The sequence below is a fragment of the Niallia sp. 03133 genome (assembly GCF_052663225.1).
Genome location: NZ_JBQTCY010000006.1, coordinates 115,739 through 136,051, shown reverse-complemented (window position 1 = coordinate 136,051; position 20,313 = coordinate 115,739). Strand labels below are relative to the sequence as shown.

The 20,313-nt window shown below is 35.5% G+C and carries 18 protein-coding genes; 4 read left to right on the top strand and 14 right to left on the bottom strand.

Going from position 1 to position 20,313, the window contains the following annotated elements; all coding sequences use genetic code 11:
- The first annotated feature begins 250 nt into the window (after window positions 1-250).
- Together ACTYBU_RS10450 and ytrI are read left to right on the top strand one after the other, a co-directional pair.
- A complete protein-coding gene (locus ACTYBU_RS10450) occupies window positions 251-583 on the top strand; it encodes a YtrH family sporulation protein (RefSeq protein ID WP_445489496.1) in 333 nt (110 codons plus the stop codon).
- Window positions 584-1,093: a sporulation membrane protein YtrI gene (ytrI, locus tag ACTYBU_RS10445; RefSeq protein WP_445489494.1), complete on the top strand. Its 510-nt coding sequence runs from the start codon at window positions 584-586 to the stop codon at window positions 1,091-1,093.
- A 400-nt stretch (window positions 1,094-1,493) separates the two neighbouring features.
- Here ytrI and ACTYBU_RS10440 read toward each other — a convergent pair whose 3' ends face one another.
- The 3 genes from ACTYBU_RS10440 to ACTYBU_RS10430 form a co-directional block, all read right to left on the bottom strand.
- Complete coding sequence (locus tag ACTYBU_RS10440) at window positions 1,494-2,432, bottom strand: DHH family phosphoesterase (protein ID WP_445489493.1); 939 nt, start codon at window positions 2,430-2,432, stop codon at window positions 1,494-1,496.
- A 354-nt stretch (window positions 2,433-2,786) separates the two neighbouring features.
- Complete coding sequence (locus tag ACTYBU_RS10435; RefSeq protein WP_445489491.1) at window positions 2,787-4,106, bottom strand: DRTGG domain-containing protein; 1,320 nt, start codon at window positions 4,104-4,106, stop codon at window positions 2,787-2,789.
- Window positions 4,107-5,563: 1,457 nt separating this feature from the next.
- Window positions 5,564-5,809: a hypothetical protein gene (locus ACTYBU_RS10430; RefSeq protein ID WP_445489489.1), complete on the bottom strand. Its 246-nt coding sequence runs from the start codon at window positions 5,807-5,809 to the stop codon at window positions 5,564-5,566.
- Window positions 5,810-6,065: 256 nt separating this feature from the next.
- Here ACTYBU_RS10430 and ACTYBU_RS10425 point away from each other — a divergent pair, with 256 nt between their 5' ends.
- Entirely contained in the window at window positions 6,066-7,166 is a 1,101-nt protein-coding gene (locus tag ACTYBU_RS10425) for a M24 family metallopeptidase (RefSeq protein ID WP_445489487.1), read from the top strand.
- A gap of 345 nt (window positions 7,167-7,511) precedes the next feature.
- On the opposite strand, the gene ACTYBU_RS10420 is transcribed toward ACTYBU_RS10425, so the two are convergent.
- On the bottom strand, window positions 7,512-7,664 hold the full coding sequence (locus tag ACTYBU_RS10420; RefSeq protein WP_445489485.1) for a hypothetical protein: 153 nt from the start codon (window positions 7,662-7,664) through the stop codon (window positions 7,512-7,514).
- 110 nt (window positions 7,665-7,774) lie between these two features.
- On the opposite strand from ACTYBU_RS10420, the gene ACTYBU_RS10415 reads away from it, so the two are divergent.
- Window positions 7,775-8,221: a universal stress protein gene (locus ACTYBU_RS10415; RefSeq protein WP_445489483.1), complete on the top strand. Its 447-nt coding sequence runs from the start codon at window positions 7,775-7,777 to the stop codon at window positions 8,219-8,221.
- A 519-nt stretch (window positions 8,222-8,740) separates the two neighbouring features.
- Here ACTYBU_RS10415 and argH read toward each other — a convergent pair.
- The 10 genes from argH to ACTYBU_RS10365 form a co-directional block, all read right to left on the bottom strand.
- Window positions 8,741-10,120, bottom strand: coding sequence for an argininosuccinate lyase (gene argH, locus ACTYBU_RS10410; RefSeq protein ID WP_445489481.1), 1,380 nt, complete (start codon window positions 10,118-10,120; stop codon window positions 8,741-8,743).
- Window positions 10,117-11,325 (bottom strand): argininosuccinate synthase, encoded by a 1,209-nt coding sequence (locus tag ACTYBU_RS10405; protein ID WP_445489479.1) that lies wholly within the window; start codon window positions 11,323-11,325, stop codon window positions 10,117-10,119. Before ACTYBU_RS10405 ends, argH begins: the two co-directional genes overlap by 4 nt.
- 347 nt (window positions 11,326-11,672) lie before the next feature.
- Entirely contained in the window at window positions 11,673-12,182 is a 510-nt protein-coding gene (locus tag ACTYBU_RS10400; protein ID WP_445489478.1) for a MogA/MoaB family molybdenum cofactor biosynthesis protein, read from the bottom strand.
- 11 nt (window positions 12,183-12,193) lie between these two features.
- Window positions 12,194-14,494, bottom strand: a complete 2,301-nt coding sequence (gene helD / locus ACTYBU_RS10395; protein ID WP_445489476.1) for an RNA polymerase recycling motor HelD — start codon at window positions 14,492-14,494, stop codon at window positions 12,194-12,196.
- Between the two features lie 43 nt (window positions 14,495-14,537).
- Window positions 14,538-15,371: an EcsC family protein gene (locus ACTYBU_RS10390; RefSeq protein WP_445489474.1), complete on the bottom strand. Its 834-nt coding sequence runs from the start codon at window positions 15,369-15,371 to the stop codon at window positions 14,538-14,540.
- Between the two features lie 163 nt (window positions 15,372-15,534).
- Entirely contained in the window at window positions 15,535-16,722 is a 1,188-nt protein-coding gene (locus ACTYBU_RS10385; RefSeq protein WP_445489472.1) for an acetate kinase, read from the bottom strand.
- Window positions 16,723-16,977: 255 nt separating this feature from the next.
- Window positions 16,978-17,967, bottom strand: a complete 990-nt coding sequence (locus ACTYBU_RS10380; RefSeq protein ID WP_445489470.1) for a class I SAM-dependent methyltransferase — start codon at window positions 17,965-17,967, stop codon at window positions 16,978-16,980.
- Between the two features lie 369 nt (window positions 17,968-18,336).
- Window positions 18,337-18,837, bottom strand: a complete 501-nt coding sequence (tpx, locus tag ACTYBU_RS10375; protein WP_445489685.1) for a thiol peroxidase — start codon at window positions 18,835-18,837, stop codon at window positions 18,337-18,339.
- Window positions 18,838-19,069: 232 nt separating this feature from the next.
- Complete coding sequence (gene ytfJ / locus ACTYBU_RS10370; protein ID WP_445489468.1) at window positions 19,070-19,519, bottom strand: GerW family sporulation protein; 450 nt, start codon at window positions 19,517-19,519, stop codon at window positions 19,070-19,072.
- 28 nt (window positions 19,520-19,547) lie between these two features.
- On the bottom strand, window positions 19,548-20,228 hold the full coding sequence (locus tag ACTYBU_RS10365) for a DUF2953 domain-containing protein (protein ID WP_445489466.1): 681 nt from the start codon (window positions 20,226-20,228) through the stop codon (window positions 19,548-19,550).
- Window positions 20,229-20,313: the final 85 nt, after the last annotated feature.

Here is a 20,313-nt window from a genome sequence, read left to right as displayed (position 1 = left end):
TGGTCCGATTTTCTTTGTTGTTTTTGTGCTTAGCCCGATAATCATTATATTTGTTCAGAGTGTAGACAATGCCGTACTTGCACAAGCTGAATTAGTTGTTCCTCCTCTATTACATGATATTGAGCAGAAAAAAGCAAACAACTAGCAAAACGAGTGTTTCTTGATAAGCCTGCGCAATTAATTCATATTTGCTTTAATTTGTCCATATGATGAAATAAGACCATTATTCCAAAATGTGAGGTTAGATGAGATGAATCAACAGCCTTTCTTTTCTTCTTTTATTGAAAGTTATTGTATAGCACTTGGTGTTTTATTAGGAGGAGCACTTGTTGGTGGACTTGCTGCATTTCTTACTGGGAAACCGCTCCTTACAGAAGTTCATCGGATTTCAGATATGATACGAATTTGGGCAATTGTAACCGCAATTGGGGGGACGTTTGATGCCATATACAGCTTTGAAAAAGGTCTGTTGGATGCTGCCACAAAAGATCTCTTTAAACAAATTTTATTAATTATTTCCGCTTTTGGCGGTGCACAAACTGGTGCTACTCTTATTAAGTGGATTACTCAGGAATACATTTAAATGAGAGTCCCACCATTATATAGGAGCCCGGCTCTTCAACGTTTTTTTGCTGGCATGGTAATAGGCGGCCTGATCAGCTGGTGCATTTTTTTATTTATCTTTGGCGTATGGCAGGAACGGTACAGTAAAGAAATTAAAGCACAAAAAGATACGATTGCTGAACTGGTAGATGAAAAAGATATATGGCAAAAAGAATTTTCAAACTTAAATAAATCAACAGAGGAAAAATTAACAATCCAAAACTTGGTTGTTAAAATAAATAGTAAAGATATAAAAAAGTATGATATTAACCCTGTGAGTGTCCATGAGATGGAAGCGAAAATTAAAGATGACCTCGACACCATTATTGCCAAAGATATGGATCTTGTGTATAAAAGCAGAGAATTGTTAAAAAAATCGATTGAAAATAAAGTCATACTCTCTGATGGAAAGCGCTATAGATTCAAAGTATCGGAGTTATTTATATACACAACCGTCCACATCGAAATCAGCGTAACATTTGCCGATTAACGACAGATGGACATACAGTTATTCGTATGAAATATAGAAGAGGTTAATTTAAACCACTCCATATTTTCTAAAAATATCTTTGACTGCTATTCTTATAAAGTGAACCTTTCCATCAGTGGGGGGGTTCTTCATCCCCCACTGATGGTTAGTTGAGTTCCAAGGATGTGGATCAAACAAACGAAGACATAAGGAAGTGGTGTTCTTAGTTTGTGTACTCTCACTCGGACCTTTACGGGCAGTTATCCCCCACCTAGCTTCCTCGATTCCTCAGTATCCCCCCCGAGGTGGGGGTCTTATTGCCTGTTAAGAGTGGGATAAAAAAGAGGAGTTGCCCTCCAAAGGCATACTCTTCTTTATTTGTGACTAAATTGATATGTTAACCTATAGTGTAATCTCTTAATTAGTTTTTACAAATATTCTCCAAATCCTTAATAATGGAAGGAACGGCATCCCAATTTGTAATGCTTGCACCAGATGCCAACGGATGTCCGCCCCCATTATATTTTTTGGCTATAACATTGATGATAGGTCCTTTGGAACGAAATCTTACTCTAATTTCATTTTCTCCTTCTTCAATAAAGAACACCCATACTTTTACTCCTTTAATATTCCCTAAATTACTGACAAGCATGGAAGCTTGTGAAGCAGTGGCTTCAAATTGTTCTAGTATGTCATTCTTTAAAACCATGTAGGCAACACCGCTATCTAACATAACAAAATTTTGCAGGACATAGCCGCTTAATTTAATTATATTTGGTTCTAGCTCATACAATTGATTATAGATATCTGTTCGGGAAAATGGATGGTTTATAAGATCTCCTGCGTAGCTAAACGTCTTTTCTGTTGTACTTGGAAATAAAAATCTCCCCGTATCGCCAACAATTCCGGCATATAATAGTCTTGCTGCTTCATCATTTATCTTCAATCCTTGTTCTTTTCCAAATAAATAAAATTCGTAAATCATTTCACTAGTAGAACTTGCAGACGTTTCTACCCAGTAGATATCTCCATATGCATCATCATTTGGATGATGGTCTATTTTAATAAGCTTGTCGCCCGTTGTATATCTTTTATCACATACCCTATCTTGGTTGGCAGTATCACAAACAATGACTAATGCATTTTTATAGACGCTATCATCTATTGCATCCAGCCTTCTTAAAAAATGTAGAGACGTTTCTTCTTTTCCGACAGAATATACATTTTTTTCTGGAAAAGAGGCTTTAATGATTTCAGCTAACCCCCCTTGTGATCCATATGCATCTGGATCTGGACGAATATGTCTATGTATAATAATCGTTTCATATTTTATTATCGCATCCAATATTTTTTGCTTCATGTTTTTCTCCTATCCTTTTTTATAGTATCAAGTATCAAAATTTATATGTCTCCAGTTAGATTACTGCTGCTAGATGTCTACCGTACTTCAGGTCTTCCCCCTACGATAAGTCAACATCGATTCGCTTACGCTCTTCGTGTTTCCTTTATCCACCATTAACGGACAGTAATGGTCATTTTCAAGTTTGAATCTTTAATAAAGCAAGAAGTCAATCTTAATTAAGGCTAACTGTCCGTAAATGGCCGATCGACTCATCTAACCAGCAGGGGAAAGATCATCCCTGCTGGAAGGTTTGTCTTATCTCGTTCGGAGTGCTCCAGTTCATACGACGCTAAAAGGGCGTTTCCGCTTTTCTTAATTTCTATCTATTAATTGACACATCATCATTGCTTTGCCAACAAGAATTCCTTGATTAAATACTTCCACATCTACTTTTCCAAACTTTCTTCCTACTTCTAAAATCCTTGGAAATATTTCGATAACGCTGTCCATCTGAACTGGTTTAATAAAATAGATGGTCATGTTTTCTACAACAAGATCCCCTTTTTTAAACCCTCTTAACACCCTATTGGCCGCCTCAGAGACAATCGTAGTAAATACACCATAAGAAATGGTCCCTATATGATTTGTCATCTGTGGAGTGACTTCACATGTAAAAGAATTTTCTCCTTTTGCTTTGCCCTTTGTTAGAACAAGCTGATTTGTCACAATATCATCAATAGTTTCACCTGTTTGCGGCTGCCTCTGATTCATTTGCAGTGCTTTTAATACATCTTGGCGACTTATGATTCCTTCCAAACGGTTTGTTTCATCCACAACAGGAAGGACTTCAATTCCTTCCCAGACCATCATATGAGAACAGGAAGCAACACTTGTTTTGCCGGTTACTGTCATTGGATGCTTTGTCATTATTTTTTCAAGCGATGCATCTTGAGGCTTTCCTATAATATCTTTAGAAGTAACCATTCCTTGCACTTTCATATTTTGATCCACTACAGGGAACCGGCCATGGAATGTTTCTTGATTAAATGTATGCCAATCTTCTACTTTATCCGTCATTCTTAAAAAAATCGTTTCCTCGAGCGGTGTTAATACATCTTCCACAAGTACGATTTCTTTTTTTATTAATTGATCAAAAATTGCCCGATTAATCATTGCTGCTACAGTAAAAGTATCATAACTGGTTGAAATAACAGGAAGCTGTAACTCGTCAGCCAATCGCTTTATATGGTCTTCTGTATCAAAGCCGCCAGTAATCAACACAGCTGCACCTGCTTTTAAAACAAGTTCGTGTGCACGAACTCGATTTCCGATAATCAACAAATTACCTGCACCTGTGTAGCGCATCATAGCATCAAGCTTCATTGCTCCAATTACAAAGCGATTAAGTGTTTTGTGCAAACCTGCTTTTCCACCAACTACTTGGCCATCCACTATATTTACCACTTCAGCATATGTTAATTTTTCAATATTCTCTTTCTTTTTTCTTTCAATGCGAATGGTTCCAACTCGTTCAATGGTACTTACGTATCCTTTATTTTCCGCTTCTTTTATAGCCCGATATGCCGTCCCTTCACTTACACTCAGCGCCTTTGCTATTTGCCTTACAGAAATCTTCTCGCCAACTTGCAATTCATCAATATAGCTTAATATTTGTTCATGTTTAGTAGCCAAAACGTTCACCCTCATTTTTATTTCCAATACAAAAGCTATTCCATTATTAGTAAGAAAAGCGCAAACACCTTGTTCAGTCATGAAGAAAAATGTTCATTTGACTCAAAAAGAGCTCTTTACTTTTGGCTGTTTTCGTATAGATTGTTGCTTTTAAACTCGCAGCCAGCATACACTTCGCTACTCGTTAAGCGAGCGTCGAGCCTCCTCGTCGCAAAAGTCCCGACTTTCTCGCATTCCCACAGGAGTCTACATGTATACAGACTGCTATGTACTCTTCTCCCATTTTTTCATGGGGAAAACAACAAACTTTGAGAAAACAGCCTTACTTTTAGAAGCATACGGTTATTTTCAAAAGGGCTAGAGGCGCACCAGCTAGATACGCAGAAAAATCCACTAACTTCGCCACGGCCTTATGTCATAATCCATTGACTTGCATCCTTCGAGCCAGTTGCAATGCCGGTGCTTTTACATTGAAACTAGAGACTCTTCTAAATCCAAGTCTAAACTTTATCCTTCATACCTTGTAGGGAAGGAATAAAGGGCCGTTTTCGCTAAATAACGCAATTCTTGAATTTAGATGCCCATCGAACGAAAGAATTTATGCTTTTTTATCTTTTTGGCTCTGTTAAATTTCAGTGTTGATTTTAAATGGTCAGGGATTCGGCTCGCTTTCCGCGGAGGGACCGGCAAACCTCCTTGCTCGTACCTCTCTGCGGGATCTTGCCAGCCCATTTTTTAAACAGGAGTCTCTCGCAAATTCCCTTCCCTAAAACAACATTACCGTAACAGAGCCATCTTTTTAAAAAAATCAGACTGAAAATTCTGTGCTTTCTCTATTGATAATATTAATTTATTGTATTCTGTTTCTTTTAAAACGTATTCAAAATAATAATACACTTTGATTTAGATAAAACTGCAAATCTGCAAACTGATTATAAATATTTACTCCAAAACTTGCAGCCTTGTGAAAACCCCAAGCTGATGAACTAACAAACAAGCTTATTAATGACAGCCTGATAATGATATCTTTATTATAGTGTTTACATCTAATGGATTCAATTACTTCTCATTGTACTAGAAAATATAAAATGAAATATGTAACAGAAATTTCTTTTTTCACTCTTGTGATTCCCTTAATATATGGACAAATATGGTATTTTTTAGCGTATTATTAAAAATAATTGTATAGATTAATAAAAGAATTGAATAAAATATACGTAAAGAAAATTTCTTTACACATAAAAAAAGCCGACCTAGATCTAAATCTCAGGTCTAACTTTAAAAGAAAATATAAAGTGAATCTTTCCATCAGTGGTGTTTTCTTCATCCCCCACTGATGGTTAGTTACTTATCGGACCTTTATAGGCAGTTATCCCCCACCTACCTTCCTCGATTTCTCAGCATCTTGAGGTGGGGGATAACTGCCCGTTAAGAGTGGATAAAATCAACTGACATCATTATTGAAAATAACGAATTTTTTTCCTTTTTTGATCCTTGCTGATTTTTTTATTTCTTACATGCTGATTTTTAGGCGTATATAAAATCGCTGTTAAATTTCCGGCTATCACCATAAGTGCAAATCCCAGCCAACAGATGGAGAAAATACCAGCCAATCCTGAATTATATGGCTCCAGTCTAGGAACTCCATAATAAAGCAGCACTCCACAAAGCAATAAACATATTAAATATCTATTTTTGCTCATTTCTTTCTCCTCCTTCCTCTATTCCCATCTTATGCGGACATGCATAAAAAAATTATACGGAAAATAAGAATTCTCTTTTCGCACTCTTTCGTTAATCTAAATGTTTACAATCACATCATATGTTGATAATCTAAAGGGTACAAAGTATCTATTAATATCCTAGAAAAATTTTTTGTCCACAGTCTACTTTGCAATTATTAACACAAGGAATGGATAAAAAAGTAATACGGAAAGTACATATGGAGGTATGATTCTAATGGAAAATAAGTTCAAACAAATAGGCAATTGGATGGCCGAACAGGAAATAGGTTTCACATTTTTAACTTCAACTGATAACATTTTTTATTTCAGCGGATTTTACAGTGATCCACATGAACGCTTATTAGCATTGATTTTATTTCCTCAAGATGAACCCATTTTAATCTGCCCTGCTATGGAAAAAAATGATGCAAAAAATGCCGGTTGGAAATATGAGATAATTGGCTATAGTGATATAGAAAATCCATGGGATGCCATTCAAAAAAAAGTTGCTGCTAAAGGACAAAAGATTACAAAAGCAGCTGTAGAAAAAGATCATATGAATGTAAGCAGATACGAAGCGCTTCGCAGCAGCTTCCCTTCTTTAAAACTATTTACCTCTGCTGAAGAAAAAATCAATCGACTTCGAATGATAAAAACAGAAAAAGAGCTGTCCATTATCCGTGAAGCTTGCAAATGGGCTGACTATGCAATTGAAGTTGGTTGCAGTGAAATTGCAGAGGGCAAAACTGAAATGCAAATTCTTGCTGCTGTTGAATATGAATTAAAGAAAAAAGGGATTGCGAAAATGTCATTTTCCACCATGGTGCTCACTGGAAAAAACGGAGCTTCCCCTCATGGAAATCCCGGAGACACGCCTATTCAAAAAGGAGATTTTGTATTATTTGATTTAGGCGTTGTTGTGGATGGATATTGTTCGGATATTACGAGAACGGTTGCTTATGGAGAAGTGAATGAGAAGCAAAAGGAAATCTATGATACTGTTTTAAATGCACAGCTTGCGGCCATTTCTGCTTCCAAACCTGGAGCAGCGTGCTCCAGCATCGATCTTGCTGCAAGAAACACGATTCGTGATGCAGGATATGGAGAATATTTTCCACATCGTTTAGGGCATGGCCTAGGCCTCAGTGTCCATGAGTTTCCTTCTTTAACAGAAACAAATTCATTAAAGCTGCAGGAAGGAATGGTATTTACCATTGAACCTGGAATTTATGTTCCCGATATAGCTGGTGTAAGAATTGAGGACGACGTCTATGTAGCAAAAGATGGAGTAGAAATTTTAACTAATTTCCCAAAAGATCTTCATATTATAAAGTGAACCTTACCATCAGTGAGGGTTTTCTTCATCCCCCACTGATGGTAAGAGGTCCACAGGATGTGGATCACACAAACGAAGACATAAGGAAGTGGCGACCTTAGTTTGTGTAGCTCTATCGGACCTTTATGGGCAGTTATCCCCCACTACCTTCCTCGATTTATTAGCATCTTGAGGTTGAGGTCTTACTGCCCGTTAAGAGTGAGATAAAATAGTTTTTTCTTGATGTGCGGAGTTATTAGATTCAAGGAATAAGTATTCGAGTTGGAGTTGATTGGACAGCGGACAAAAACAAACGTTTGTGTCGACAGCCTAGGCTTGCCATTATGTCAAGCCCAGGCTTATTCATTATTTATTTTCTTTATTATTTACTTTATTTTGGACTGCCTGGTCAATCGCTCCATCGTTGTATACATCCATTACTTGAGCAATTACTTCATCGGTGCCGCCCTGTTCAAATGTACAATCGTTCACTTTTTTTTCTCCATTTTTTTCTTCCAAGGTATTCAGTCCTTTCTAAAGTAAATTCTTTTTTTATTCTCCCATGTCCAAGTTAATGTTATGCATGTTTGGGTATATAATTAGTAAGAGGAGAAAAGGAGGTTTTGAAAATGAGCTTGCATTATCAAAACATTATTGTTGCGGTCGATGGATCTGCAGAAGCTGACAGAGCTTTTAAAAAAGCTGCTGTTTTAGCAAAGGATAATGATGCAAACCTTATTATTGCACATGTTATTGATACGCGTTCTTTTGCCACTGTTGCTGCATATGATCAAGCTATTGCCTCAAAAACAGATGAATTTGCCAATGAATTAATAGATAAATATATAGACATGGCTGCATCAGTAGGAATAGTCAAAGTGAAAAAAATAATTGAGTTCGGATCACCAAAAATCGTTATTCCAAAGGATATTGCAAAAAAATTTAATGCGGATTTAATTGTGTGCGGTGCTACTGGCTTAAATGCAGTTGAACGATTTATTATTGGAAGCGTTTCAGAAGGAATTACTAGAAATGCACCTTGTGATGTACTTATTGTGCGTGGGATTATTGAGTAGTTTATTTTTATAGGCTGTTTTCGTATAGATTGTTGCTTTTAAACTCGCAGCCTGCATACACTTCACATTCCGTGGGCACGCAGTCGACCCTCCTCGTCGCACGCTCCTGCATAAGCCTTTCTCGCATCAGAAGTCTACATATATGCAGGCTGCTAAGTACTCTTCTTCCATTTTTTTATGAAAAAAAACAATAAAGTTCAACTAACCATCAATGGGGGTTTTCTTCATCCCCCACTGATGGTTAGTTGAACTTATCGGATCTTTACGGGCTGTTATCTTCCACCTAGCTTCCTCGATTTCTCAGCATCTTGAGGTGGGGGTCTTACTGCCCGTTAAGAATGGGATAAACTTTGAGAAAACAGCCTTTCTATAACAAGCAGCTAAATGCATGTCAGTATGCCTTCAACCATTTTTTTTTATATAAAATCCAGTTTGAAAAAAGGGTCCTTGAGGGCTTTAAACCATCATCCTCTTCACAAGATTCAGATGGTAAAAGCCCTCAAGGAACCCTTTGCTTCATTATTTGCTGCCTACACAAGCCTTTGCTTTCGCAATTGCTTGTTTGATTTGCTCAAACCCTGTGCCACCAGCACTATTTCTTCGCTGCACGGCGGTTACTGGATTTAGTACATGATAAATATCATCCTCAAACAACTCACTTGCATCTTTAAATTCTGTTAAAGACAAGTCGATTAAGTAGCAATTTTTATTTACACAATATAAAACAAGTTTTCCAACAACCTCATGCGCTTCACGGAAAGGCATGCCTTTGTCCGATAAATAATCTGCTAATTCCGTTGCATTGGAGAAGTCATTTTTAGTCGACTGTTCCATTACATTCGTATTAACTTTCATCGTTTCAATCATTCCAGCAAATATTTTTAAAGAACCAGTTACTGTTTTAACTGTATCAAACATGCCTTCTTTGTCTTCTTGCATGTCTTTATTATAAGCAAGGGGCAATCCTTTAAGCACAGTTAAAAGACCCATTAAATTTCCGTATACACGACCAGTTTTTCCACGGATCAGTTCAGCCATATCCGGATTCTTTTTCTGCGGCATGATGCTGCTTCCTGTTGAAAAGCTGTCATCCAACTCAATGAACTTAAATTCCTGGCTGGACCATAGAATGATTTCTTCGCTAAACCGAGATAAATGCATCATTAAAATAGAGCTTGAAGATAAAAACTCCAAAATAAAATCGCGGTCGCTGACTGCATCCATGCTGTTTTCATAAATAGAATCAAAATCCATTAAATCCGCACTGTATAAACGATCAATTGGGAAGGTTGTCCCTGCTAATGCACCCGCGCCAAGTGGAGAAACATTAATTCTTTTTAAGTTCTCCTGCAATCTGTTTTTGTCTCTTTCAAACATCCAAAAATACGCCATTAAATGATGAGCAAAAGAGATAGGCTGTGCTCTTTGCAAATGCGTATAACCAGGCATTATCGTTTCAATATGCTCTTCTGCTTTTTTAATTAATGCAGCCTGCAGCTCTTCTATGTAAGATAGAATTACCTTTACTTGTCTGCGCAAATAAAGATGCATATCTGTTGCAACCTGATCATTACGGCTTCTGCCTGTATGCAACTTTCCGCCGACAGAACCAACTAAATCCGTTAATTGGCTTTCTAAATTCAAATGGATATCTTCCAATTTAACAGAAAAAGACAATTCTTCTTTTTCTGCCTTTTCTTTTAATGCAAGTAAACCAGTTTTGATTTTTTCGGCTTCTTCTGCTGTTAAAATGCCAGTTTTAGAAAGCATCGTCACATGAGCAATGCTTCCTTCAATATCTTCTAGCACTAGTTCTTGATCAAAAGGAATGGATGCGCCAAATTCATCTACCCATTCCTCAGCAGATTTTGTAAATCTGCCGCCCCACAATTTTTTCACACTGTCACCTTCTTGTTGTTTTCCACTATGCTTTGAACTTTTGTTGGAAGTCCCCATAACTTAACGAATCCAACAGCTGCTCCATGATCAAATTCATCATCAGAACTATATGTCGCCAATTTCTCATCGTAAAGTGAATATGGAGATTTTCTTCCTTCTATAATAGCATGACCTTTAAATAATTTCACTCGCACTGTTCCAGTTACATTTTTTTGTGTTTCTTTTAAGAATGCTTGCAAAGCCTTTGTAATTGGAGAGAACCAAAGTCCATCATAAATAATTTCTGTTAATTTCTTCTCTATTACTGGTTTGAAGTGTGCTACTTCTTTAACAAGTGTAATATCTTCTAATTCTTTATGTGCTTTGATTAGCGTTAAAGCAGCTGGACATTCATATACTTCACGAGATTTAATTCCTACTAAACGATTCTCTACATGGTCAATTCTTCCTACGCCATGTTTTCCAGCAATTTTATTTAATTCTAAAATTAAATCAGATAATTTATATGGGATACCGTCGATGCTTACAGGTACACCTTCTTTAAATTCTATTTCGATAACATCTGCTGTATCTGGTGCATTTTCCAAGCTTGTAGTTAAATCATACGCTTCTTCTGGAGGAGCAGCCCAAGGATCTTCTAGTATACCACATTCATTAGCACGTCCCCATAAATTTTGGTCGATAGAGAATGGGCTATCTAAATTAATTGGAATTGGAATATTTTTTTCTTTTGCATATTCAATTTCCTCTTCACGTGACCAGCCCCACTCACGAACAGGAGCTAATACTTGCAAGTTTGGATTCAACGCTTGAATAGACACTTCGAAACGCACTTGGTCGTTTCCTTTTCCTGTACATCCATGTGCAACCGCAACTGCGTTTTCTTGTTCCGCTACTTCCACTAATTTTTTTGCAATTAATGGTCTTGATAAAGCAGATACTAAAGGATATTTTCCTTCATACATAGTATGTGCTTGTAAAGACATTAACGCAAAATCTTGAGCAAACTCTTCTTTTGCATCAATTACATGTGATTTTACTGCTCCTACTGATAATGCTTTTTCTTGAACAAAATTCAAGTCTTTCCCTTCACCAACATCAAGGCAGCATGCTACTACATCGTACCCTTGATCTTGCAGCCATTTAATTGCTACGGATGTATCTAAACCACCTGAATATGCTAAAACAATTTTTGGATTTGCCATTATTGTGTTCCTCCTATATATACGAATAAATATTCATTAATTTATATTTTTATTCAAAAACTATACTACTCACTTTAACAATTTTTATACGGAAATTCAATAGTAATTATATAAAATTATAAAAAAATTTATTTGTTTTGATCTTATTGATAGAGTTATCGTTTTTTTTCGGGTTAAATCGTGCTGGAAAGCTGAAACTTTGCGTAAATAAGGTGGAGATTTCCACTTCAGATTTGTTTGAAAATTTCCACTTTACTGTGCTGGAAATCGAAAAAAATTTACTCTCTAGACAAGAAGGAATAAAAAAAAGAAAGCAAGGCTGCCTTCTTTTTTATGCATAATGTTATTCATATTTTTTGAAGTTCACTTACTATATGACTTATTTCGGGAAGAATAAGTTTTCTCATGGCTAAACGCACCGCACCTGTTGATCCAGGTGTTGCAAACACTACTTTTTGATGAACGGTTCCTGCGATTGCTCTTGAAAGAATAGCAGCAGACCCTATATCTTCTGTATAGCTCAGCATCCGAAACAACTCCCCAAAGCCGTCCAACTCCTTTGAAAACAATGGCTTTATTGCTTCAATGGTTACATCTCTCGGAGATATGCCAGTCCCTCCATTTAATAATACGGCATCAACTTCTTGTGACTGGATGCCTAAAATCACTTCTTTTCTTATTTCATTCAAATCATCTTTTATAATAATATGTTCTGAAACAAAATGATTTTTTTCCTGCAGAAGTTCTCTCATTAGTTTGCCACTTGTATCTGTATCTGCTGTTCTTGTATCACTGACAGTAATTACTTTGCATTTTACTGCCTCATATTCTTTTTTAATATGTTTATTTTGGCTCATTTGGCACCTCTTTATCTTTTATTCAGCCTAGTCTCTATATGATTTTCTTCTATCTTATGAAGCAATAAATCATTTTCATGTTTTGCAAACATATGCAGCATATGCATCGGTCTGGTCATCGCCACATAAAGCAGTTTTATGTCTATTTCCTCCATTTGAAAAGATTCTTGCAAAGAAACAATCAATACTGCATCAAACTCTAATCCTTTTGATAAATAAGATGGAACGATGATAATGTGTCTTTTTTCCAATTCTTCGCTTTCACGAAGAAGCTGGATTGGCAATTCTGTATTCTTGTTTAAAAGCGAATAAATATTTTTGCATTCTTGATCTGTTTTTCCAATTACAGCTATGGAATGATAGTCATGCTGATGAATGTTTTTTATCGTTGCAGATAAGCTTTCAATTAACTCTATTTTTTTATTATATAAATGAAAAACAGGTTTTTCTCCACGGCGAACCACTGGTTTTACTTTTGGCATATTCTCATCCACTAGATTTAAGATATCATTAGCGGCTTTCATAATATCAATGGTAGTCCGATAACTTTTCTCCAATGTTAAATAATTAGCTCTTGGAAACACATCATTTCTTAATGTATGCCAGTTTTTTAAACCTCTGTATGAATGAATGCCTTGAGCCAAATCACCGACTAATGTAAACATATCAGTTTCCAGCCCTGCTTTCAAAGCATAAAGCTGAAGTGCACTATAGTCTTGCGCTTCATCAATGACAATATTTTTAGCCTTTAACTCTTTCGCAATGCCAAAAATTCTGTGCTGCATATAAAAAAGGGCGCCTAAATCCTCTATTTCCACCTGCTTTTGCTTTAGCAGCTTTTGTTGAAAGGTTACAATAAAAGAAATTTGCTTATCTGTTAAAAAATCTGAAGCATATTCTTTCCATAATTGCTCACTGGAAAAAAGGGATTGATAATAGCCATAAAGCGTATTAGTCTGCATTTTATCCATGTACTTTTTGACTGCTGTTTTTGCTTCCTTTTTTATCTGGCTAATTCGCTCCTCTTTTTTATCCAAAAAATAAACAACCCGTTCTTTTCTTTTTACAGGGTCTTTAATAGCGAGTGCATAATCAAGGGCATTTTCATACTTTTCGGTCAGCTTATTTAAGATGATTATTTTTTTTCGTTTTAAATCTGTCTGTAATATCCCTTTTATTTTTTGTTTTCTTTTTAAAAATGGCAGGTAATCATACTCTTTCTTAAATAATCTTTGCAATTTTTTCGATCCATATAATGGAAACTTCTCTATTCTAAAATCCTCTTTCGGACTCATTTTATCGAGAATTTCCTCTAAATAGCGATCAAGCACTTTTTTGTAAGTCAGCGACCCTTTAAAATCAGCTAACCATGTAATCATCTCTTCATTTTCATATTGATGTTGAAGCAAACCTATTAACTTCTCATTTGGTTTTATTATTTTTATTTTTTTGCCTATACATAATTGAACATAATCAATATAGGTTGTCTGCCTGATCTTCTCTACCCCTAAATCAGGAAGAGCATCCGAAATATAGCCAATAAACATATTGTTTGGTGCAATAATCATGAGCTGCTCTGGTTGAAAATATTTAGCATAATGATAGATAAAATAAGAAATTCGATGCAAGGCAATGGTAGTCTTTCCACTGCCTGCTGCACCTTGCACAATAATCGGCCTGTTAAGATCAGCACGAATTACTTTATTTTGCTCTTCTTGAATGGTTGAAATAATTTCTGTCAGGCGCTGATCGGCTTTTCCTGCTAATGATTGCTGCAGCAGTTCATCTGTTGTTGTTAAGTCTATATCCTGATAATGAATAAGATTTCCGTCCTTGATTTTAAATTGTCTTTTTAATGAAAGATATCCATGTATTTCTTCTTCATTGGCTGTATAAGAAACGTTTCCTAAGCGCCCATCATAATATACATTTGCAATCGGCGACCGCCAATCAACTATTATTGGTTTTTGTGTATCTTTTTCATACAAGGAAGTTTTTCCAATATAATAGATTCCTTTATGCTCCTTCCCTTTCATTTGGTAATCAATTCTGGCGAAATATGGCGCATTCATTAATCTTTTTAATGTATTTAGCTCGGTTGTGGCAATATAAAGAAATCTGCTGTTTGTTAATAATTGAATATAACTTAAGCTGCTGTCAGAATAGTCAAGATCAGCACTTGCCTGCTTTATATCTACTTCCAAGTTTCCCTTGCTGTGCAATGCTTCTTCCATTACTTGCTCCATATATTGTTTGGTGTAAGCAAGATATTCCTTTTCAACTTGAAATTCAAAATCAATCTGATGACTCATCGGTGGTCTCCTTTCTAGGAAATGTGGCTGTTGCATCTAATGGTTAGCAGAGGGGTTCTTCCACGTCTTTTAAAAGAAGGTAGCTTTTTTGATAGTATTTATGAGTGAACTCCGTTATTTTTTTCGTAAACTGATAGTTTGCCACCCCGCCGACCATTATGCCCATCGTTGAAAATTTTTTACTGAAGAAATAGATAAATAAAAGCTTCATGCTTTGCTTCACTAATAATAAAAAACTTCTTTCATCCACTATTTCTTCTTTTCCTTTATAAAAATAATCTTTCTTATACACTAAATCCTCCATTAGTTCATTCCATGCTTCTCCCTGTGACTCTCTAGGAAGACATGCTGAATGAAATACTTTTAAAACCGTCATAATTTCATATGGGCTATGGGCAGGACGTCCATAGATAGAAGCAATAACTTGAATAGAACGAAGATTTATCAATAAAATTCCTAATAGATCCGTTATTAATAAAGAAGAACTTCCGATGCCTGTTGTGCATCCTTGGCTAAACGCCAACATTTGATAGCGCCCTATTTGTTCTTTTGCAATAAAGTTTAATTGATCTATCTTCAGTTTACACATTTCTTCTAAAATGAAAATTTCATCTTTATATAATCTTGCAGTTTGCAGTATTTTCTCAGAGGTATTTTTTTGGAAGGTGGAATTAAATAAAATAGAGTGTATATGAAAAAGTGAGCTGTCCAATAACATCATTATGGATTCTTTTGTACTTTCTGGTATGTGTTCTATACCTATATCCATCCATTTCTTATATACGATCTCAGCATACGATGGTTCATAGTCATATAATTGCTGTTCCCACTTCTCTATTTCGAGCAAGTAAAATTTTTCACTTTTTGTTAAAGGCATTATATCTCCTCCATGCATATATCTTCCATTTATTTATTGTAGAATATCACACTGATGCCTATAACCGGTATAAATTAACAAAAAAAGCATAAACAACCCGAATCCGACATATTTTGATATGTACAGAATTCAGGTTGTTTAAAAGCGTAAAACTATTTTAGTCTCATTTTGCTAATCTTACTACATCACGTGCAATCATTACTTCCTCATTTGTAGGGATAACAATAACTTTTACAGGAGAATGTGGATAATTCACAAATGCTTCATTTCCTGATAACTTATTTAATGTTGGATCCCAATATACGCCCATAAACTCAAGACCTTTGAGAACACGAGCACGAACGATTTCACTGTTTTCCCCAATACCAGCTGTAAAAATAATTGCATCGACACCATTCATTCCTGCAGCATATGAACCGATATATTTATGAATATGATCAGCAAATACAGTTAAAGCAAGTTCTGCTCTATCATTACCTTCATTTGCTGCTTCTGTAATATCGCGTAAATCGCTTGAGAAGCCAGAAATACCTAATAATCCACTCTTTTTATTTAAAACTTGCAATACTTCATCAGCAGATTGATTTGTTTTATCCATAATAAAAGGAATTAAGGCTGGATCAATATTACCAGAACGTGTACCCATTGTTACCCCAGCAAGTGGAGTGAATCCCATTGATGTATCAATTGATTTACCACCTTCAATGGCTGCTATACTTGCACCATTTCCTAAATGACAAGAAATTAAACGTAATTGATCGATTGGACGATCTAATAATTCGGCAGCACGCTGTGACACATATTTATGTGAAGTTCCGTGGAAACCATATTTACGAATACCATATTTTTCATAATACTCATAAGGAAGGCTATATAAATATGAACTTTCAGGCATTGTTTGGTGAAAAGCTGTATCAAACACAGCAACTGCAGGAACATTTGGCAGTACTTGTTGAAATGCATGAATACCTGTTAGATTTGCTGGATTATGAAGTGGCGCGAGTTCAGATAATGCATCAATTTTTTCTAATACTTCTTGTGTAATTACTGCAGAATCTGCAAACTCCTCTCCACCATGAACAACACGGTGCCCAATTCCATCAATCTCATCTAATGACGCAATGATGCCAAGTTCTGTTAATTTGTTTAATAAAATTTTAACCGCTACTTCATGATCAGGAATCTCTGTAACTTCTTTAATTTTTTCTCCATTTGCAGAAATATTAAAGACAGCATCATTTAAACCAATACGCTCAATTAAGCCTTTTGTGATTACTTCTTCACTTGGCATATCAAAAAGTTGAAATTTTAATGAAGAACTTCCTGCGTTAATTGCAATGATTTTTGCCATAAAATATATTACGCCCCTTTTATATAACAACAATTTTTGTGTAATGTCTGACATGGAACAGTATTATTTTGTACAACAGACATCATAAATATCTCTCAATTTCCCATTTAAACATTGTACTAGAAACATTTCAAGCACTTAATCAACACTTCTTCTTTTTTTTAGGTTTTCTGAGCTTTTTTTCATGAAATTGTCAAACTTCCCTCAAAAACTACGAACTACTATATAATAGAAGAAACTGTTTTATAACATGAATTATACTAACTTATTTTCCTTTATCCAAACGTCAATCTGCGACAATGTCTTTTCCATACTAGCTATATTGGATAGATTTGGAACCTTTGCCAAAAGCACTTGTTTTGGCGCTTTAATCGTTTCACCCTTTTTTTGCAATACAAGGATGCTTTTGGCTGCCTGTTTATTTTTAAATAAGGAAAGCGGCAATTGAAGAATGCTTTGAATATATACTTCTTCTTTAAAAAATTGATGCAGTTTGCCAGCTTGTTCACTTTCAAATAAGCCGTTTGGCACCATGCAAAAAGCATATCCTCCTGCTTTAAGGTGGTTAATGCTTTGCTCTAAAAAAAGATGATGGGCATAGGAATGACCGTTGTCTGCTTGAAGCGAATATTCACTTGCCCCTATATCATTTGGATAGTAGCCCACCGGCAGGTCACTAACTACGATGTCAACGGGATCGATAAACAGCTTCTCTAAACTATCCTGATTATAAAATTGAATAGGCTGCTCTTGCAGGTTTGCATTGATATAAGCAAGCTGTAATAACAATTCATCAATTTCCACGCCGAATGCTTCTATTTGTTTTTCGGGCTGGTGATTGATTACAGTGGTTAATAAATTTCCGGTTCCTACAGCTAAGTCCAGCAGACGCATGGTTGTTTGGGTATAAAATTTTTGTACTAGATACCCAATTAGCATTCCAATAGAATCAGGTGTCATTTGATGATTCGCCTGTACATTTTCCTGCATTCCCTTCAAAATTGCCAGCTGAAAACTTTTTCGAATCTCTTCTTTGCTATATGCATCCAATGAAATAGATTCATAACTCTTTTTTATTTTTTTTGCCGTGTACTCACTTAAATTTTCCTGCAAAATAGCTTCCTGAAATATATTTTCCCCAGTTTCAGCTAATGCTTCTAAATACGTACAATCCATTTCTTCTTTTAATATCATTGCGGTTTCGTTAAAAACAGTAAATAATTTCTCAACAGGAACAATATCCATCGTTATCCCCCACTTAATTTTTCATTTTCCATTCATTCTCTCGTCCATCTATTAATAATGGTTAGTCTAAGATTTCCACAAAGTAAAAAGCCCCGAAAATAGATCCGGGACCTTTACTATTATTACCGGTGAACTTGTATTTGTAAACATTATAAGGTGTTCAAAAAGTCCTAACATAACTCTCGAATGTATGCGTCAGTTTGTTTCTATGTTCCTCACGTATTAATCAGAGAGAAACTTCCACTATAAGTGATCTCGTCCTGTGAGCAACATTGAAGTCGCCACAACCTGTGGGAGTTCGGGTTTTAAAGCTTCATTTCCTTGAACTTTTCGGTTCTTTTGTTCCTCTTTTTGAACTCGCCCTTTTAATTATTTCGCTAGCTTTGCTGCTTCAACTGCAGCTTCATAATTAGGATGATTCGTTGCCTCTGTTACATATTCTGCATAAGTTACCGTATCGTTCGAATCTACTACAAAAATTGCGCGTGCTAACAATCTTAGCTCCTCAATTGCAACGCCGTACGCTTGTCCAAATGAAAGATCTTTATGATCAGAAACCGTCATTACTCGATCTATGCCTGCTGCTGCACACCATCTTCTTTGGGCAAAAGGAAGATCAGCACTAACAGTGATAATTTGCACATTATCTAATTTTGCTGCTTCTTCATTAAAGCGGCGTGTTTGAGCATCGCAAACTCCTGTATCAATAGACGGAATAACACTAAATAAGCGGACATTTCCTTTTGAGCTCTCTAATGTTACTTCCGACATATCATTTGCTAAAACTGAAAAATTTGGCGCCTTATCTCCAACTTTTATTTCCTGTCCAAGTAATGTTACTGGTTGATTTTTAAACGTAATGGAAGCCATCGTTATTTTTCCTCCAATTTTATTCAATATGTATAGTATATTTATCATATATTTAGATTTCCTTATTTGCAAAGAAAACGCCTTTTCCCTTGTATGAAAATATAAATAAAAGGTCTGACGTGACAAGTTTATCATAGCGACATTCTGCTTTCTGCCGATAAACTTTCTTTTTTGGTCAGACCTCTTTATATAGAAATACCTATTTTCTGTTATTATTCCAGTCAGTTAAAAATCAAAACTCAATATCTTCTTTATGTTTTGGTGGTTCATTTTGAGCTGAAGAAGATTTTTGACTCCCTTTAGATAACATTTGTTGAATTTTATCTACTGCTTGTGGTGCAATATCAAGTAGTTTTTCATAAAGATGTGTACTTTCATCCAAATGAACCATTTTTACTCCTTGAGAATTGACGATTAAAAAGGCAATTGGCGTTATAGAAACTCCACCGCCACTCCCTCCGCCAAAAGGATGTTTGGTTGCAGCATTTTCGTGCAAAGAATGATTTTCCAATGTAAATTCACTGCCGCCTGCAGCAAAGCCAAAACCAACCTTCGATACTGTAAGAATGACACTTCCATCAGGTGTTTCCACAGGATCACCTATTATTGTGTTTACATCAATCATTTCTTTTAAGTTTTCCATCGCAGTTGTCATTAAGCCTTGAATTGGATGATCTGACATATTCCTTTTCCTCCATCTCTATTACTATTTATTTTTGGACAGACGCAAGTTTATTACTTGATTTAAACTTAGGAAATCCGCCTTTCCAAAATTTTACGATTTTAAATCCTGCTAGCATAGCATTCCCTATACGGAATTGAAACATACACTTAAATAATGTTTCTGATTGTACTCGCTGGAATTGTGGATAGATATTCATTTTAGGCATATTCTCCATTTTCATATAGTGGCTTAATATCCCTATTATTGCCCCTTTAACGGCCCATATCGCACCGGAAATTGTTCCAGTATATGCTGCATCGCCTAACCCAACAATCGTATGCCATTCCACATTCTTAATGGTAACTTTCGATAAAAAATACCGTATAATTCGATGAAAATTAATAACATGCTGCAACAGTTCTTTAGTATTGAAAAGTGAATTCAATACTTCTTCAGCAGAAAATTGTTTTGTCTTTTTATCGCCTTCCTTTTCTGTACCATTTAATTGGTTTTCTTCTTTTATCACAACAGTAGGAGAATTATCATCGATTTTTATTAGGGGAATTTTCTTTTTATATTTTAATAGTCCCATAAAAGCTTTGATTTCTATGGATAAGTCGTCATTATCGTTTGCATGATAGTATTGAACATTTACAGTAAGTTTTGTAAATAAAATGATTAGAAAGAGAATGATAAGTATAAATAGTATAATTAATATAATCTTCATCTACTCCACACCTTTCAACATTTTATTATTGCTTTTTACCGGCAAAAATAAACCTAAAATTTACAGGATATGAAAAAATGTGCAA

What these genes read in the sequence shown, in the direction of transcription:
- ACTYBU_RS10450 (WP_445489496.1), top strand. Translation starts at nt 251, where the DNA reads ATGAATCAACAGCCTTTCTTTTCTTCTTTTATTGAAAGTTATTGTATA.
- ytrI (WP_445489494.1), top strand. Translation starts at nt 584, where the DNA reads ATGAGAGTCCCACCATTATATAGGAGCCCGGCTCTTCAACGTTTTTTT.
- ACTYBU_RS10440 (WP_445489493.1), bottom strand. Translation starts at nt 2,432, where the DNA reads ATGAAGCAAAAAATATTGGATGCGATAATAAAATATGAAACGATTATT.
- ACTYBU_RS10430 (WP_445489489.1), bottom strand. Translation starts at nt 5,809, where the DNA reads ATGAGCAAAAATAGATATTTAATATGTTTATTGCTTTGTGGAGTGCTG.
- ACTYBU_RS10425 (WP_445489487.1), top strand. Translation starts at nt 6,066, where the DNA reads ATGGAAAATAAGTTCAAACAAATAGGCAATTGGATGGCCGAACAGGAA.
- ACTYBU_RS10415 (WP_445489483.1), top strand. Translation starts at nt 7,775, where the DNA reads ATGAGCTTGCATTATCAAAACATTATTGTTGCGGTCGATGGATCTGCA.
- ACTYBU_RS10405 (WP_445489479.1), bottom strand. Translation starts at nt 11,325, where the DNA reads ATGGCAAATCCAAAAATTGTTTTAGCATATTCAGGTGGTTTAGATACA.
- ACTYBU_RS10400 (WP_445489478.1), bottom strand. Translation starts at nt 12,182, where the DNA reads ATGAGCCAAAATAAACATATTAAAAAAGAATATGAGGCAGTAAAATGC.
- helD (WP_445489476.1), bottom strand. Translation starts at nt 14,494, where the DNA reads ATGAGTCATCAGATTGATTTTGAATTTCAAGTTGAAAAGGAATATCTT.
- ACTYBU_RS10390 (WP_445489474.1), bottom strand. Translation starts at nt 15,371, where the DNA reads ATGCCTTTAACAAAAAGTGAAAAATTTTACTTGCTCGAAATAGAGAAG.
- ACTYBU_RS10385 (WP_445489472.1), bottom strand. Translation starts at nt 16,722, where the DNA reads ATGGCAAAAATCATTGCAATTAACGCAGGAAGTTCTTCATTAAAATTT.
- ACTYBU_RS10380 (WP_445489470.1), bottom strand. Translation starts at nt 17,967, where the DNA reads ATGGATATTGTTCCTGTTGAGAAATTATTTACTGTTTTTAACGAAACC.
- tpx (WP_445489685.1), bottom strand. Translation starts at nt 18,837, where the DNA reads ATGGCTTCCATTACGTTTAAAAATCAACCAGTAACATTACTTGGACAG.
- ytfJ (WP_445489468.1), bottom strand. Translation starts at nt 19,519, where the DNA reads ATGTCAGATCATCCAATTCAAGGCTTAATGACAACTGCGATGGAAAAC.
- ACTYBU_RS10365 (WP_445489466.1), bottom strand. Translation starts at nt 20,228, where the DNA reads ATGAAGATTATATTAATTATACTATTTATACTTATCATTCTCTTTCTA.